Source organism: Sphingomonas jatrophae (assembly GCF_900113315.1).
GTDB classification, from domain to species: domain Bacteria; phylum Pseudomonadota; class Alphaproteobacteria; order Sphingomonadales; family Sphingomonadaceae; genus Sphingomonas_P; species Sphingomonas_P jatrophae.
Window position 1 is genome coordinate 554670 of sequence record NZ_FOZG01000001.1, and the last position, 14723, is coordinate 569392.

Here is a 14723-nt window from a genome sequence, read left to right on the forward strand (position 1 = left end):
TGGCGGACCTAAATGCGGCCTCGCTCGTTTGGGGCCGCTTGACTTGTATTTGCGCGAAGGACGACTGCACGCATGGCGACCGCCGAGAAGCTGCCGATGCTGGAACTTGGCCAGCGCATGCTCAACGAGCAGCTCGCGACGCTGAAGGCCGAGCGGCCACAGGTGATCGACGCGATCGAGGAAGCCCGCGCGCACGGCGATCTTTCAGAGAACGCCGAATATCATGCCGCCAAGGAGCGCCAGGGCCAGATCGAGGCGATGATCGCCGACATCGAGGACAAGCTTTCGCGCGCGATGGTGATCGATCCGACGACGCTGTCGGGCGACCGGATCGTGTTCGGCGCGACCGTCACGTTGCTCGACGACGAGGACAAGCCGGTCACCTACCAGATCGTCGGCCAGACCGAGGCGGACGCGAAGACGGGGCGAATCAGCTACAACAGTCCGCTTGGTCGCGCGCTGATCGGCAAGAGCGTGGATGACGAGGTCGAGGTGACGGTGCCGTCGGGCGACCGCTACTATGTCGTCTCGAAGATCGAGTTCATCTGACCTCAAGCCGGTCACTCCGGTGAAGTTGCCGCCCGCGCGGGCGACTGTAGCGATCGCCGGGCTGACTGCGGTCGCTTACCCCATCTCTACACTGGCGTCGCCCGGCCTCATCGCATTGCTTGCGGGGCTGGTCCCCGCACGGCTCAGCGGTGTCGAGGTGCCCGGCGCGGTGCCGGCATGGCTGACGCCGCTGACAGCCACTTTGCTGCATGGCGGCGTCGTCCACCTCGCTATGAACCTTCTGATGCTTGGCTTCTGCGGGCGGTTGATCGAGCCGGCCGTGGGGGCGCGCGGCGTGGTGCTGCTTTACGTTGTCGGCGCCTATGCTGCGGGCGCGGCGCAGTGGGCGTGGTCGCCGTTCGATATGACGCCGATGGTTGGCGCCAGCGGTGCGATCTCGGCCGTGCTGGCGACCTACGCGCTGCTGTACGGCGAGCGCCGGCTGACGCTGCGCAACGCCGGTCTGACCCGCTGGGCCAACGTCGCCTGGCTGGCAGCGGCCTGGATCGGCATCAATCTGCTGGTTGGCGTGGCAACGCGCGATAGCGGCATGTCGGTTGCCGTCCCCGCCCATATCGGCGGGTTTGTCGCGGGGCTGCTGCTGACGCGGCCGCTGTTGAGCTGGAGGTTTGGAAGGACGCGGCGGCACTAAACCGCCGAGACCTATTCTGCCTTGGGCTCCAGCTCCGGCTCGAGCAGCCGATGGAGGTGGACGACGACGTAGCGCATTTCCGCATCGTCGACGGTGCGCTGCGCGGCGCCGCGCCATGCGTCCTCGGCTGCCTTATAATCTGCAAAGATACCGACAATGTCGAGCGCGGCAGGGTCGACGAAGTCGAGCCCCTGCGGATTGTGTACACGGCCGCCGAAAACGAGATGAAGCTTGCTCATGCGCGCCACATAAGGGTTTGGCGCGCCCCGGGCCAGACCCGACGCGCGCCGATCGATGCTTAGCCGCGCTTCTTCATCATGGCGATGAGCGCGTCGAAGCCCTGACGCTGGATCACGGCGTCGAAATCGGCCGCCTGCGCGAGCGCGAGGTTGATGCCGCCGACCGTCAGGTTGCTGACCTTGTAGCCGCTACCGACGCGGTCCACCGTCCACGTCGCGGGGATCGGACGGGCGCCCGGGCGCGTCACGGTGGTCATCACCTGTGCCGAAGCGCCGGCGGGAACGGTGCGCACCACCTTCAGGTCCGCATCGCGATACTGCGCGAGGCGATCCGCATAGGTGCCGATGATGAAGTTCGGCAGCGCCGCCTTGTAGGCTGCGCGCTGGGCCGGGGTGATCTTCGCGGACCAGCGGCGGATCAGCCGATCACCCAGCGCATCCACCGCGAAGTGCTGCGACAGGAGGGTGCGGAACTGCGTCCGCGCAGCAGCCTTGTTGCCGCCGCGCAGTGCGCCGAAACCCTCGTCCGCCAGCGTATCGATGAAGCGGCCGGGATCGCTCGCATCCACCGCCGCGGCAGCCGGCGTGGCGGCTAGGCCCAGCGGCAGCGGGAGCAGCAGGGCGGCGAGAGCGGCACGGGCAGGAAAGGTCTTCACGTCTTGTCGTCTCCGATACGGAAAGGCGCGGGGCAGCGTTTGGCTGCCCCTGCCGCACCGGCGTTGAACCGGTGCTGAACCCTTTAGGCCGGCTTCTTCACGGCCTGCAGCGCCGCGCCGCCGGCCGCACCTGCCGCTTTGCTGGCGCCGTCGAGCAGTTTCTCGACCTGTGCCTGTATTGCCTCGCGGTTGAAGCCCGCTTCGTCGAATGATGCAAAGCCTGCTTCCTTGGCGGCACTCACCGCCTCGCGCGCGGCATCGCTGAGGCGGGCGCCGAGCGGACCGAGCAGCTGCGCTTCCTTCTGCGTGCGCGGCAGCAGCGCGCCGGCGATCAGGCCGGCGGCGATGCCACCGGCGAGTGCGGCAAGCGGATTAGCCTCAACACCCTGCGCCGCTGTGCGGCCGGCGGAGCCGACGCTTTCACGAGCACTGCTGTAGATGTCGCCGGCCTTCTGAGCGGCGGTAGACAGCGTGTCACCGGCGGCATCGCGTGCGCTGGCCAGCGTTTCGCTGGCGGTGTCGAGCGCGGCGTGGGCGGTCTCGCTCACCTTCTCGCGCGCCGCGGCGAGGCGGCCGCTGTCCTGGTCCTGGTTGGTGGTCATGCGGATCTCCTCAAGCGGGGTTGCTGCCGCCGACGACGACGGTCAGCGGGGGATGGGCAGGGGCGGTGAGCGCCGTCGTGACAGTGCCGGGAGGCGGAACGGATTTGCGCGGCTTGCGCCGGAACAGGCTCTTGAGGCCGCGCAGCAGCGGCCGGTGCGCCAGCAGCGCCAGTCCACCCGCAGCGATGCCGGCAGCGGCACCGGGCCGCTCGCGGGCAAACTCGACGCCACGTTCCGCCAGATCCTCGCCGCGGTCTCGCGCCACGTCCATCGCGTTGCGTGCCATCTCCCGCGGCGACAGGCGGGTCTGCAGCTCGTGCAGCGTGGCGGCAAAGTCCGCGCGAGCGGCCTCCGCTTCCTTGCGGGCGGCGGTTACGGTGTTCGGCGCGGTCATTCGAGCGGAGCCTTGGCTGCGGTGGCGAGGCTGCCGAGCGCCACGCGCACGAGGATGTAGGCCAAAACGAGCGTGATCACCGCGGCGGCGGCATAGCCGCCCGGCGGGGCCAGCCACCAGGCGAGCAGCTCACCGAGCGCCTGCACGAGGACGATCACCGCGGCGAGAACGAGCAGCACCGCGCCGCCGAGCAGGCCAACCGCCAGCTTGGACCGATTGACGCGGGCCTTGACCGTCGCCAGCTGAAGATTGACCTCGGCGCGGGCGTAACGCTTGCCGTCGTCGACCAGCCGGCCCAGCAAGGTGCCGAGGCCAGCCTGATCGAGATCATCGGAGGGCGCGAGCATGTCCCGGATCAGGCCCGATCGCCTGACGATGCAGGCGTGAAGGTGACATCGTTGTCGGCGCCGGTCGACGTGCTCGTCCCGGTGTCGAGGCCGGCCTTGATCACCCGCGCGAGGACGAAGCCGAGTGCGGCGGCCGCGCCGATCGCGATGCCCGGGCTCTTCTTCACGGCATCGCGCGCCTGCTCGAACAGCTCGTCGACGTCCTTTTCGTCGATGGTCGAAGCGAAGCCGCCCAGCGTCTGCGACATCTGGCGGGCATAGCCGCTATATTGCGGCCCGACCTTTTCCTCGACCTGATCGGCGGCATCTTCGAGCATCTTGGCGAAGCCCTGGATGGTCTCGCTCGCCTTGTCTTTGCCGCCGACCGCGTAGGCGCGCAGCTTGTCCGTGGCCTGACCCTTGAAGTCCTGCGCCTTCTGGCTCGCCTGATCGCGTGCGTTGCGCAGCGTGTCGCCGGCCGCGCCGGCAGCACCGCCCGACCCGGCCGTAGTGCCGGACGTGGCGCCACCGGATGCGCTGCCGCCCGTGCTGCTGCTCTCGCCGCCAGGCGTCGTCGTGGCCGTCGCCTGATCCGCTTCGGCACCGGAGTCCATCGGCGCAGCAACAGTGGCGTCGATGCTGCCCACCGTGTCGTCAATCTCCGTGCCGGAGTCGTCGATCACCGAGTCGGTGCCTTCGGGAAGCGGGGTGGTTGCCATGGCGCTCGATCCTTCGCGATGGAGATTTCGTGTCGCGTCCTCAACATCCTGCCCTTCGCGGCGTTCCATCGCGCCTTCCGATATTTGCCACCGCCCCGAGCGGCCGATAGGAGCCGCCCGCGAGACCCAATCGACCAAGAAGGAACCCAGCCGAATGACCGCGATCGTCGATGTCCACGCCCGCCAGATTCTCGACAGCCGCGGCAATCCCACGGTCGAAGTGGACGTGACCCTGGAGGATGGCAGCTTCGGCCGCGCCGCGGTGCCGTCGGGCGCATCGACCGGCGCGCATGAGGCGGTGGAGCTGCGCGACGGCGACAAGGATCGCTGGATGGGGAAGGGCGTCGGCAAGGCGGTCGACGCGGTGAATGGCGAACTGGCGAACGAGATCGAGGGGCTGGACGCCGAGGATCAGGCCGAGATCGATGCGGTAATGATCGAGCTGGACGGCACCGAGAATAAGAGTCGGCTGGGCGCGAACGCGATCCTGGGCGTCAGCCTGGCGGTGGCGAAGGCCGCGGCGGATGCGCGCGGGCTGCCGCTCTATCGCTATGTCGGCGGCGTTTCGGCGAACGTGCTGCCGGTGCCGATGATGAACATCATCAACGGCGGCATGCATGCCGACAATCCGATCGACTTCCAGGAGTTCATGGTCATGCCGGTCGGCGCGGACTCGATGGTCGAGGCGCTCCGCTGCGGGACGGAGATCTTCCACACGCTGAAGAAGGCGCTGCACGATCGCGGCATGGCGACGTCAGTTGGCGACGAGGGCGGCTTCGCGCCGAACCTCGCCTCTGCGCCCGATGCGCTCGATTTCATCATGTCGGCGGTCGAGAAGGCGGGCTACCGGCCCGGCGAGGACGTGATGCTGGCGCTCGACTGTGCGGCGACCGAGTTCTTCAAGAACGGCGTCTACGATTTCGCGGGCGAGGGCGTGAAGCGCTCGCCCGCCGAGATGGCAGCCTATCTGGCGGACCTGTGCGCCCGCTATCCGATCCTGTCGATCGAGGACGGCATGGGTGAGGACGATTTCGAGGGCTGGAAGCTGCTGACGGATCAGCTGGGCGGCAAGGTGCAGCTGGTCGGCGACGACCTGTTCGTCACCAACCCGGCGCGGCTGGCGCAGGGCATCCAGGATGGCCTCGCCAACTCGCTGCTGGTCAAGGTCAACCAGATCGGCACGCTGAGCGAGACGCTGGAGGCGGTCAGCATGGCGCAGCGCGCGGGCTATACCGCGGTCATGTCGCACCGCTCGGGCGAGACGGAGGACTATACCATCGCCGACCTCGCCGTCGCCACCAACTGCGGCCAGATCAAGACGGGCAGCCTCGCGCGGTCGGACCGGCTGGCGAAGTATAACCAGCTGATCCGCATCGAGGAGGAACTGGGCGGCATCGCCCGCTACGCCGGCACCGACGTGCTGCGCTGAGGAGACCGGGCGGCGTGAGCAAGCTCTTCGACCTGAGCGGCCGCGCCGCCATCGTCACCGGCTCGACCCGCGGGATCGGCCGCGCCATCGCCGAGGCACTGGTGGAGCAGGGCGCACACGTCGCCATTTCCAGCCGGAAGCAGGCGGCGTGCGACCAAGTGGCGAGCGAGCTTAACGCCCGGCATGGCGAGGGCAGGGCGATCGGCGTGGCAGCCTCGCTCGGCTCCAAGGACGAGTTGCAGGCGCTGGTCGATCGTACGCGCGACGCGTTCGGGCAGATCGACATCCTTGTCTGCAACGCGGCCAGCAACCCGTATTTCGGTTCGCTGAGCGGCATTTCGGACGACCGCTTCCGCAAGATCCTCGACAACAACATCCTCGCCAATCACTGGCTGATCCAGATGGTGCTGCCCGAGATGGTGGAGCGGCGGGCAGGATCGGTGATCCTGATCTCGTCCATCGCCGGTCTGAAGGGATCGCAAACGATCGGCGCCTATGGCGTCTCGAAGGCCGCCGACCTCCAGCTGGTGCGCAACTATGCGCAGGAGAATGGCCGTCACAACGTGCGCTTCAACGCGATCGCGCCCGGGCTGATCAAGACGGACTTCGCCAAGGCGCTGTGGGACGATCCCGAGCAAAGGCGCGCGTTGATCGGCGATCTGCCCATGGACCGGGTTGGCGAGCCGGAGGAGATTGCCGGGGCGGCGGTGTTCCTCGCATCGGACGCCGCTTCCTACATGACGGGGCAGGCCATCATCATCGACGGCGGCGCGACGAGCTGAGCCGCTTACGGCCGAACGAGCCGGAGCGTCGCTTCATCCGGCCCGTCGAACCAGCGGGCGAGCGCGTCCTCGATTGCAGCACCCCCGCCCGCTTCGGCGAACAACGTGAGCGAGGAACGCAGCTTCAGCGCGTCGACCGATCCGAAGACGTGCGTGGCGTCGGGGCGGGGTAGGGCGGCGAGCGCCTCGACGCACGCGCGCAGCCGCTCCCCCAGCAGCGGATGCGCGAGATATGCGCGCGCCTCTTCAAGATCAGCGATGGCGTAGAAGCGCGCCGTCTCGCTGCGACCAAGCCCGGCGATCTGCGGAAAGACGAACCACATCCAGTGGCTGCGTTTCGTGCCGGCACGGATCTCCTCGAACGGCGTGGGCCAGATCGCATCCTGTGCGGTGACGAAGCGGTCAAGCCCGGCCATCAATCCTCCAGGATGCGGCTGTGCGTCCGCGTATCTCGCATGCGCAGGTAGACGATCAAAGATGCGGCGATCATCGCGGTGACATACCAGTAGAAGCCCCGCTCGTTCCCCGCCTGCTTGAACCAGAGCGCCACCGTCTCGGCGGTGCCGCCGAACGCCATGTTGGCGAGTGCATAGGGCAGGGCGACACCCAGTGCGCGGATGTGCGCGGGGAACAGCTCCGCCTTCACCACCGCGTTGATCGAGGTGTAGCCGGTGACGATCAGCAAAGCGGCCATCACCAGCAGCCCGGCGGTCCACGGATCGCGCACCTGCTCCAGCGCGGAGAAGATTGGGTAGGTGAACAGCACGCCCGCCACGCCGAACCCGATCATCAGCGGCTTGCGCCCGATCCGGTCGCTCAAAGCGCCGGCGAGCGGCTGGACCAGCATGAACAGGAACAAGGTGGCGCCGTTGATCGCAGAGGCGGTCTGCCGATCGAACCCCGACGTGTTGACCAGGAACTTCTGCATGTAGATCGAGTAGGCGTAGAAGGCGAGCGTGCCACCGGCGGTGAGCAGCATCACCGTGCCCGTCTCGCGCGGGTGATGGCGGATGAGCGCCCAGAAGCCGGCAGGCGGCGCCCCCGCGGCCTTCGCGTTGGCGAAGCTCTCCGTCTCGGCAAGCCCCCGGCGGATACGGAAGACAACGAGGGCGAGGACGCCGCCGATCACGAACGGGATGCGCCAGCCCCACGCATCCAGCGCCGCCTCGCTCAGCACCGTCTGGAGCAGCAGCAGCACGCAGATGGCGAGCAACTGGCCGGAGATCAGCGTGACATATTGGAAGGACGAGTAGAAACCGCGGTGCCGCGCACCCGCCATCTCGGAAAGATAGGTGGCACTGGCGCCATATTCGCCGCCGACCGAAAGGCCCTGAAGCAGCCGCGCGACGACCAGCAGCGCCGGTGCCGCCAGGCCGATCGTGGCATAGCCGGGCGTCGCCGCAATGATCAGCGAGCCCAGGCACATCAGCGTGACGGACAGGGTCAGCCCGGCCTTGCGCCCGTGCCGATCGGCGTAGATGCCCATGATCCAAGCGCCCACCGGCCGCATGACGAAGCCGACCGCGAACACCGCCGCTGCGCTGAGCAGCTGGGCGGTGCGATCCTCGGCCGGGAAGAAGTGTGGCGCGAAATAGAGGGTGAAGGCGGAATAGACATACCAGTCGAACCACTCGACCAGATTGCCCGCCGATCCGCCGACGATGGAGCGCAGCCGCTGCCGCGGATCGATGCCGGTCATTGTCATGCAGCCTCCCCCGAGAGCTGCCGTTCTTGCGAGGTCGCGGGCGGGGACGCAATCCATGTCAGCGGTGATCCGCTTGCCGCACCGATGGACAAGGGTTAGCTTCTACCCGCTCCCTGCAACCGGCAGGGGCGGCGCGACGTTCCGGGTGGGGCGCGCGTGCGGACTACGACCCGCCAAGATAGAAGGGCCGCATCATATGGCCGACAAGGTCAACAATCTTCAGGATATTTTCCTGAACTCGCTTCGCAAGTCGAAGACGCCGGTGACGATGTTCCTCGTCAAGGGTGTGAAGCTGCAGGGCATCATCACCTGGTTCGACAATTTTTCCGTGCTGCTGCGCCGCGACGGGCAGAGCCAGCTTATCTACAAGCACGCAATTTCCACCGTCATGCCGTCGCATCCGATGGACCTCGGCGATGTCGAGAAGTCGTTCGAGGAAAAGAAGGCGACGCTGCTGCAGGAGATCTTCCTGACCGCCGTGCGGCGGGAGCGGGAGCCGGTGACGATGTTCCTCGTCAATGGCGTGATGCTGCAGGGCGAGATCGCGGCGTTCGACCTGTTCTGCCTGCTGCTGCGGCGCGACGGCATGAGCCAGCTGGTCTACAAGCATGCAATCTCCACCGTCCAGCCGCAGCGCCCGGTGCGCCTGCAAGGCGTGGACGAAGAGGATGCGGCTTGAGCGGTTTTCAGCGCGAGGGAGATGATTTCGCCCGCGGCGCGAAGGCCATCGTCGCGTTGCCCGATCAGGGTGGCGCGGCGCGCTCGGTCGATGCGCGATTGGACGAGGCGGCTGGCCTTGCCGAGGCGATCGGCATCGACGTGGTCGAGAAGGTCTCGTTCAAGCTCCGCCAGCCGAAGCCCGCCACCCTGTTCGGATCGGGCCAGGTGGAAAGCCTCGCCACCGCGGCGCGGGCGCAGGAGGCGGAGCTGCTGATCGTCGATGCGCCGCTGTCGCCCATCCAGCAGCGCAATCTGGAGAAAGCGGTCGAGACCAAGGTGATCGATCGCACCGGCCTGATCCTCGAAATTTTCGGCGAGCGGGCGGCGACGGCCGAGGGCCGCCTCCAGGTCGAACTCGCGCATCTCGACTATCAGGCGGGCCGGCTGGTGCGCAGCTGGACCCACCTCGAGCGGCAGCGCGGCGGCTTCGGTTTCCTCGGCGGCCCCGGCGAGACGCAGATCGAGGCGGATCGCCGCATGATCCGCGATCGAATGGCGAAGCTGCGGCGCGAGCTGGAGCAGGTCAGCCGCACGCGCGGGCTGCACCGTGCGCGGCGGCAGCGGGCGCCCTGGCCGGTCGTCGCGTTGGTCGGCTACACCAATGCGGGCAAGTCAACGCTGTTCAATCGCCTGACCGGGGCTGACGTCATGGCGGAGAACCTGCTTTTCGCCACGCTCGATCCGACGATGCGGCAGATCAGCCTGCCGGGGCTCGACAAGGCGATCCTGTCCGACACGGTGGGCTTCGTCTCCGACCTGCCGACGCAGCTCGTCGCCGCCTTCCGCGCCACCTTGGAGGAGGTGACCGCGGCGGACCTGATCCTGCACGTCCGCGACATCGGCCACCCCGATACCGAGGCGCAGGCCGAGGATGTGGCGCATGTGCTGGAAGAGATCGGCGTCGGCGGGCCTGAGGGCGCACCCATTTTGGAGGTGTGGAACAAGGTCGACGCGCTCGATGAGGAAGGCCGCACCCGCGTGCTGACCGAAGCGACGCTGGGGGAGGGCGTGATCGCCGTTTCCGCCTTGTCGGGGGAGGGGATCGAGACGCTTCGTACGATCGTCGGCCGCCGGCTGACCGAGGGTGCGCGGCTGCGCAGCGTCCGGGTGGGGGCGGCGGACGGTGCCTCCATCGCCTGGCTTCACCAGCATGGCGAGGTGGTCAACCAGACCGTCGAAGACGATCAGTTGACCATCGCGGTGCGGATGACCGAGCCGGAGTGGCAGCGTTTCCTCGCGCGCGACTGAGCGGCTTTACCAGCGATAAACCTTGTCGGTCTAACCGGGCGCGATGGGGATTGCACATCAGCGTTGGGGCTCACGGCTGCTCGATCGACTGATCGCCTCCGATCAGCCCGACGAGATTCGGGCGCAGCTGCTCCAGACGGTGCTGCAACGGCGTCCGGCGCTGATCCTGTCCTCCACGGCGATCGGCCTGATGAGCCTGAGCGCGGCGTTGCTGCTGCGCAATCCCTGGGCGATCGGCTGGCTGGCGCTGGATCTGCTGCTGATCGGTTATCGCCTGTTCCTGTCGATCCGCTACGAGCCGGCAGACGCGCCCGCGCCGGAATGGGAGGTGCGGCGTGTCATGGGGCTGAGCCTGGCCATATTCGGCCTGCTCGGGATCGGCGCCTTCTTCTGCTTCCGCTCGGGCGCGCCGCTGCTGGCGCTGATCGGTACGATTTCGGTGATGGGGCTGGTTGGCGGGCTGGTCTCGCGCTGGGCGGCATTTCCTCGGCTGGGTCTGGCTACCATGGCGGCGGTCGGGCTGCTGGCGGCTGCCGGTCTCGCCACGGCGCCCGATCCGGCGATCCGGCCGGCGGCCCTGCAATTGCTGCTGATCGTCGCGGGCACCGCAGCGCTGACCGTCCAGAATCACCGCACGCTGCTGGCGATGCTGCTCGCACGCGCTGAGGCGGCGCGACTGGCCGCGACGGATGCGCTGACCCGTCTGCCGAACCGCGCGCAACTGGTGGAAACGCTCCGCTCACGTTGTGATGCGCCGGGGGCGTTCGCTCTGCTGTTCCTGGATCTCGACGGCTTCAAAAGCGTGAACGATCGGGATGGCCATGCCGCTGGCGATGCGATGTTGCAGGCGGTCGGCGCTGCACTGGCTCAGGTGGAGGGCGGGGCGGCGCACCGCATCGGCGGCGACGAGTTCGTGCTGATCGTACCGGGCGGCGCGACCGAGGCCGGGCTCGTCGCCGCACGCACGAGCGAGGCGGTGAGCGTGGCGGGGCAGGGCCGCATTGGCGCGAGCATCGGCGTGGCGTTGGCGCCAGAGGACGGGCGCGATCCGGATCGGCTGATGACCCGCGCGGACCACGCGCTCTATGTCGCCAAGCGGGCCGGCCGCGGCCGCACGCGTTTCTGGCGCGAGGTAATGCTGGAACGCGTCGCCTGAGCGATCAACGCTCGGTCCGCTTGACCCGGTCCCACAAGGCGTCCTGCTCGGCCAGCGGCTTGCGTGCGAAGTCGGAGTCGAGCGCCTCCATTCCACGGAAACGCCGCTCGAACTTGGCGGACGCGTCGCGCAGCGCCGCTTCGGGCTCTACGCCGAGATGGCGGGCCCAGTTGACCGCGGCGAACAGAAGGTCGCCCACTTCCTCGTGCCGTCCCGCCGCGTCTGCCGCCGTGTCGACCTCCTCCATCTCCTCGATCAGCTTGGCGCGCGGGCCGGACGCATCCGGCCAGTCGAAGCCGACGCGCGCGGCACGCTTCTGCAGCTTCTCCGCCCGGGCAAGCGCGGGCAGAGCCAGCGCGACACCGGCGAGCGCGCTCGGATCGGACCGGCCCGCGCGCTCGGCCGCCTTAATTGCCTCCCAGCCGGCCGAAGTCCCATCGCCGAAGATGTGCGGGTGGCGGCGCTCCATCTTGTCGGCAATCGCGTTCGCCACATCGGCGAAGGCGAAGGCACCGGCTTCTTGCGCCATGCGCGCGTGGAAAACGACCTGGAGCAGCAGATCGCCAAGCTCGTCGCGCAAATCCGCCAGATCGCCGCGCGCACACGCGTCGGCGACCTCATAGGCTTCCTCGATGGTGTACGGCGCGATGGACGCGAAATCCTGCGCGCGGTCCCATTCGCAGCCGGTCTCCGGATCGCGCAGCCGCGCCATGATCGCGAGCAGGCGATCCAGCGCCATGGCAGGATTGCGCGTCATCGGGTCACTCCCGGGTTCTGGCCGCTCAGAGGTCGAGCGCCAATAGACTGATAATACGCATTATGTAAACGCCGGCTGTTTCATGGCGTGAGAACGAGGACACCTTCCTCCACGCCCCACCGCTTGAGCCCGGACAGGAAATTCATGCCGAGAACGTCCAGATCGCCAAACGCGGTTGCGGTGACCGCCGGCAAGCCGCGCTGTGTGATCGGTCCGACCACCAGTTCCGTCACGCGCACGCGCTCCGCCGCGACATCGCCATTGGCGGTTCGCAGATAGATCGGCAGACCACCCGTCCGCTTCAGCTTGGCTGCTTCCACAGTCCGCGCCGACAACGCCGTCGTCGTCGCGCCGCTGTCGATCAGAAAGCGCACGGGTGCGCCGTCGACCGTGCCGCGCACCCAATAATGACCGTCTGCGGCAAGCCGGACACGGAGCGTGCCGCCGCTGACGGTGCCAGAGGCCGGATCTGCCGCCACCAGCGCACGCCGACCCAGATCGGCAAGATCGGGTCGCCAGGCGAACAGCAAGGCCACACCGCCAAAGATCGCTACCCAGGCCACGACCATTCGGATCGCCGGCCCAAGCGGCACCCGCCGCGCAGCCAGCGAGCTGCCGACCAGTACGAGGCACAATAGGATGCCAACCGCGGCCGCACCGTCGTTGGAGGTGATCGGCTGTATCACAACGCGATCTCCTGCCCGTCATAACCGGGCTCCACACCCGCCGGCAGCGAGGCAGCGAGCGCGGCATAATCCATCGATTGATCCATATGGGTGAGAACTGCGCGGGAGGGCCGAACGCTTTCGATCCAGCCGAGTACCTGTGCCAGATGCGGATGCGTCGGGTGCGGACGCGTTCTCAAGGCATCGACCACCCAGAGGTCGACACCTTTATAAAGAGCATGCATGTCGCTCGTCATCATGTTGAAATCGGTCGCATAAGCGATACTTCGCCCACCTGCGGCAAAGCGCAGCCCGGCCGAGCTGATCGCGCCGTGCGGCTGGTCGGCCACGGCGACCTCGATGTCGCCGATGACGACGCGATCGGGCAAGGGCTCGATCGTCGCGATCGGTGGATACCCCTCCTTGCCAGCGAAGGCGTAGGAGAATTTGACGGTCAATCCTTCCAACGTCGCCGGACGTGCCAGTCCGCGCACGGGTGCGCCGCGGGCATGGAATAGCTGTCGAATATCGTCGATGCCGTGACAGTGGTCAGCATGGTCGTGCGTCCAGATGACCGCATCGACGGCGGTGACCTGCGCATCCAATAGCTGTTCGCGCAGATCCGGACCCGTATCGACGAGAATGCGGGTCGTCCCGGTCTCGACAAGGATGGACACGCGCCGTCGGCGATTGCGCGGATTGGCAGGATCGCAGTCGCCCCAATCATTGCCGATCCGCGGCACGCCGGAAGAGGTGCCGCAACCGAGGATGCGGACCTTCACGCCGCCGCCTTGGCGAACAGAGCGAAAAAATTGCCACGGGTCGACTCTGCCAGCTCATCGACAGAAGTACCGCGCAGACGCGCCAGAAAGGCCGCCGTGTCTGCGACGTAGGCGGGTTCGCACGTCTTGCCGCGGTTCGGCACGGGCGCGAGGAAGGGTGCGTCCGTTTCAATCAACAGGCGATCTTCGGGGATAGTGGCAGCGACTGCCTGCAAGTCTTTGGCATTCTTGAACGTAACGATGCCGGAAAGCGAGATATAGAAGCCGAGATCGAGCGCGGTTCGGGCGAAGTCGGCGCTGGCGGTGAAGCAGTGGATCACGCCGGGATAGGTGCCCTGCCCCATCTCATCCCGCAGGATGGCAGCAGTATCCGCCTCGGCATCGCGCGTGTGGACGATCAGCGGCAAGCCCGTTTCCCGCGACGCGGCGATATGGGCGCGGAAGCTCGCCTGCTGACGCTCACGGTCGCTATGATCGTAATAGTAATCGAGACCGGTCTCGCCGATCGCCACCACGCGGGGGTGCGCCGCGGCGGCGATGAGCTTGGCCGCGTCGATCTCGGGATGTGCATCCGCCTCGTGCGGATGGATGCCGACAGAGGCCCACACGCCCGCTTCCCGGTCCGCCGTGCCGACGACATCGCCCCACTCCCGCTCGCGCGTGGAGATGTTGAGCATCGTGTCGACCCCGCGGGCGCGCGCGGCGGCAAGCACCTCGGACTGGCGCTCGGCGAGCCCGGCATAGTTCAGGTGGCAGTGACTGTCGGCGAACATGGTCACGAAATAGGGGCTCCCCGCCTCCACGTCACCCGGCTTGGAACGGTTCGCGCACCCATGCCGTTCGTTCGCGAGATGTAACAGCTATGGAGCCGCCCGATGCGCCTCAGCATGATCCCGTTCGCGATGCTCGCCGTCGTCAGCGTTCCCGCCTTGTCACAGACCAGCGTGCCGCCGAACGGACCGACATCGCCGACGCGCGAGCTGCCGTATGACCGAGGCTATGACAAGCCATCGGCCCGCGCCGATGCCGTCAACGCGGCCGAAGCGCCCGTGACGGCGGACCTGAACACCGCCGTGAACGGGGCGACCGTTCAGCGCGACGCTGCGGCCGAAGCACAATATCGCGCCGACCGCGACGCCTATATGGTCGCTCTCGCCCGCCACGATCGGGCGGTGAACCGCAGCGACGCCCGCTACGCCCGCCAGCAGATCGCTTATGCCGACGCGATGGCGGCGTGGCGCGAACAGGTACGCGCCTGCAAGAAGGGTTATCGACGTGCCTGCGATGCGCCGGCGCCGAACGTCGCCGACTTCTACTGAAGCGGCTGGACGCAGGCGGCGGC

At 67.6% G+C, this 14723-nt stretch carries 20 protein-coding genes; 8 read left to right on the forward strand and 12 right to left on the reverse strand.

Annotated features, from left to right (window positions below):
• The first annotated feature begins 72 nt into the window (after window positions 1–72).
• Window positions 73–549 carry a transcription elongation factor GreA gene (greA, locus tag BM360_RS02605; protein WP_093310266.1) on the forward strand — a complete coding sequence of 159 codons (477 nt, stop codon included), beginning with the start codon at window positions 73–75 and terminating at the stop codon, window positions 547–549.
• 19 nt (window positions 550–568) lie between these two features.
• Window positions 569–1201, forward strand: coding sequence for a rhomboid family intramembrane serine protease (locus BM360_RS02610; protein WP_093310268.1), 633 nt, complete (start codon window positions 569–571; stop codon window positions 1199–1201).
• Window positions 1202–1212: 11 nt separating this feature from the next.
• Here the strand turns inward: BM360_RS02610 and BM360_RS02615 are convergent, their stop codons facing one another.
• The 6 genes from BM360_RS02615 to BM360_RS02640 form a co-directional block, all read right to left on the reverse strand.
• Window positions 1213–1440 (reverse strand): DUF4170 domain-containing protein, encoded by a 228-nt coding sequence (locus BM360_RS02615; RefSeq protein WP_093310271.1) that lies wholly within the window; start codon window positions 1438–1440, stop codon window positions 1213–1215.
• A 59-nt stretch (window positions 1441–1499) separates the two neighbouring features.
• On the reverse strand, window positions 1500–2096 hold the full coding sequence (locus BM360_RS02620) for an MlaC/ttg2D family ABC transporter substrate-binding protein (RefSeq protein WP_093310275.1): 597 nt from the start codon (window positions 2094–2096) through the stop codon (window positions 1500–1502).
• An 83-nt stretch (window positions 2097–2179) separates the two neighbouring features.
• Entirely contained in the window at window positions 2180–2698 is a 519-nt protein-coding gene (locus BM360_RS02625) for a hypothetical protein (RefSeq protein ID WP_093310283.1), read from the reverse strand.
• A gap of 10 nt (window positions 2699–2708) precedes the next feature.
• On the reverse strand, window positions 2709–3092 hold the full coding sequence (locus BM360_RS02630) for a DUF3618 domain-containing protein (protein WP_093310288.1): 384 nt from the start codon (window positions 3090–3092) through the stop codon (window positions 2709–2711).
• Window positions 3089–3439, reverse strand: coding sequence for a phage holin family protein (locus BM360_RS02635; RefSeq protein WP_093310291.1), 351 nt, complete (start codon window positions 3437–3439; stop codon window positions 3089–3091). Before BM360_RS02635 ends, BM360_RS02630 begins: the two co-directional genes overlap by 4 nt.
• 8 nt (window positions 3440–3447) lie before the next feature.
• Entirely contained in the window at window positions 3448–4344 is an 897-nt protein-coding gene (locus tag BM360_RS02640) for a hypothetical protein (protein WP_131819163.1), read from the reverse strand.
• Here BM360_RS02640 and eno point away from each other — a divergent pair.
• Together eno and BM360_RS02650 are read left to right on the forward strand one after the other, a co-directional pair.
• The gene (gene eno, locus BM360_RS02645; protein ID WP_093310295.1) at window positions 4292–5566 is read left to right on the forward strand and encodes a phosphopyruvate hydratase; all 1275 of its coding nucleotides are present in this window, start codon (window positions 4292–4294) and stop codon (window positions 5564–5566) included. The genes BM360_RS02640 and eno overlap by 53 nt on opposite strands.
• Before the next feature lie 14 nt (window positions 5567–5580).
• Complete coding sequence (locus BM360_RS02650) at window positions 5581–6348, forward strand: SDR family NAD(P)-dependent oxidoreductase (RefSeq protein WP_093310296.1); 768 nt, start codon at window positions 5581–5583, stop codon at window positions 6346–6348.
• Window positions 6349–6353: 5 nt separating this feature from the next.
• On the opposite strand, the gene BM360_RS02655 is transcribed toward BM360_RS02650, so the two are convergent.
• Together BM360_RS02655 and BM360_RS02660 are read right to left on the reverse strand one after the other, a co-directional pair.
• Entirely contained in the window at window positions 6354–6764 is a 411-nt protein-coding gene (locus BM360_RS02655) for a DUF1810 domain-containing protein (RefSeq protein ID WP_093310299.1), read from the reverse strand.
• A complete protein-coding gene (locus tag BM360_RS02660; protein ID WP_093310306.1) occupies window positions 6764–8053 on the reverse strand; it encodes an MFS transporter in 1290 nt (429 codons plus the stop codon). Before BM360_RS02660 ends, BM360_RS02655 begins: the two co-directional genes overlap by 1 nt.
• Window positions 8054–8249: 196 nt before the next feature.
• On the opposite strand from BM360_RS02660, the gene hfq reads away from it, so the two are divergent.
• The 3 genes from hfq to BM360_RS02675 are packed head-to-tail and all read left to right on the forward strand — an operon-like array spanning window position 8250 to window position 11177.
• Complete coding sequence (gene hfq / locus BM360_RS02665; protein WP_093310307.1) at window positions 8250–8732, forward strand: RNA chaperone Hfq; 483 nt, start codon at window positions 8250–8252, stop codon at window positions 8730–8732.
• Window positions 8729–10021, forward strand: coding sequence for a GTPase HflX (gene hflX, locus BM360_RS02670; RefSeq protein ID WP_093310310.1), 1293 nt, complete (start codon window positions 8729–8731; stop codon window positions 10019–10021). The genes hfq and hflX overlap by 4 nt, the downstream gene beginning before the upstream one ends.
• A gap of 43 nt (window positions 10022–10064) precedes the next feature.
• Window positions 10065–11177: a GGDEF domain-containing protein gene (locus tag BM360_RS02675; protein ID WP_093310317.1), complete on the forward strand. Its 1113-nt coding sequence runs from the start codon at window positions 10065–10067 to the stop codon at window positions 11175–11177.
• 4 nt (window positions 11178–11181) lie between these two features.
• On the opposite strand, the gene mazG is transcribed toward BM360_RS02675, so the two are convergent.
• From mazG to BM360_RS02695, 4 genes are all read right to left on the reverse strand, one after another.
• A complete protein-coding gene (mazG, locus tag BM360_RS02680) occupies window positions 11182–11934 on the reverse strand; it encodes a nucleoside triphosphate pyrophosphohydrolase (protein ID WP_242653281.1) in 753 nt (250 codons plus the stop codon).
• Between the two features lie 80 nt (window positions 11935–12014).
• Window positions 12015–12620, reverse strand: coding sequence for a retropepsin-like aspartic protease family protein (locus tag BM360_RS02685; RefSeq protein ID WP_242653282.1), 606 nt, complete (start codon window positions 12618–12620; stop codon window positions 12015–12017).
• Window positions 12617–13381, reverse strand: a complete 765-nt coding sequence (locus tag BM360_RS02690; protein ID WP_093310328.1) for an MBL fold metallo-hydrolase — start codon at window positions 13379–13381, stop codon at window positions 12617–12619. The genes BM360_RS02685 and BM360_RS02690 overlap by 4 nt, the downstream gene beginning before the upstream one ends.
• Window positions 13378–14154 carry a TatD family hydrolase gene (locus tag BM360_RS02695; protein WP_093313644.1) on the reverse strand — a complete coding sequence of 259 codons (777 nt, stop codon included), beginning with the start codon at window positions 14152–14154 and terminating at the stop codon, window positions 13378–13380. The genes BM360_RS02690 and BM360_RS02695 overlap by 4 nt, the downstream gene beginning before the upstream one ends.
• Window positions 14155–14256: 102 nt before the next feature.
• Between BM360_RS02695 and BM360_RS02700 the strand changes: the two genes are divergently transcribed.
• Complete coding sequence (locus BM360_RS02700; protein WP_093310330.1) at window positions 14257–14700, forward strand: hypothetical protein; 444 nt, start codon at window positions 14257–14259, stop codon at window positions 14698–14700.
• The last annotated feature ends 23 nt before the right edge of the window (window positions 14701–14723 follow it).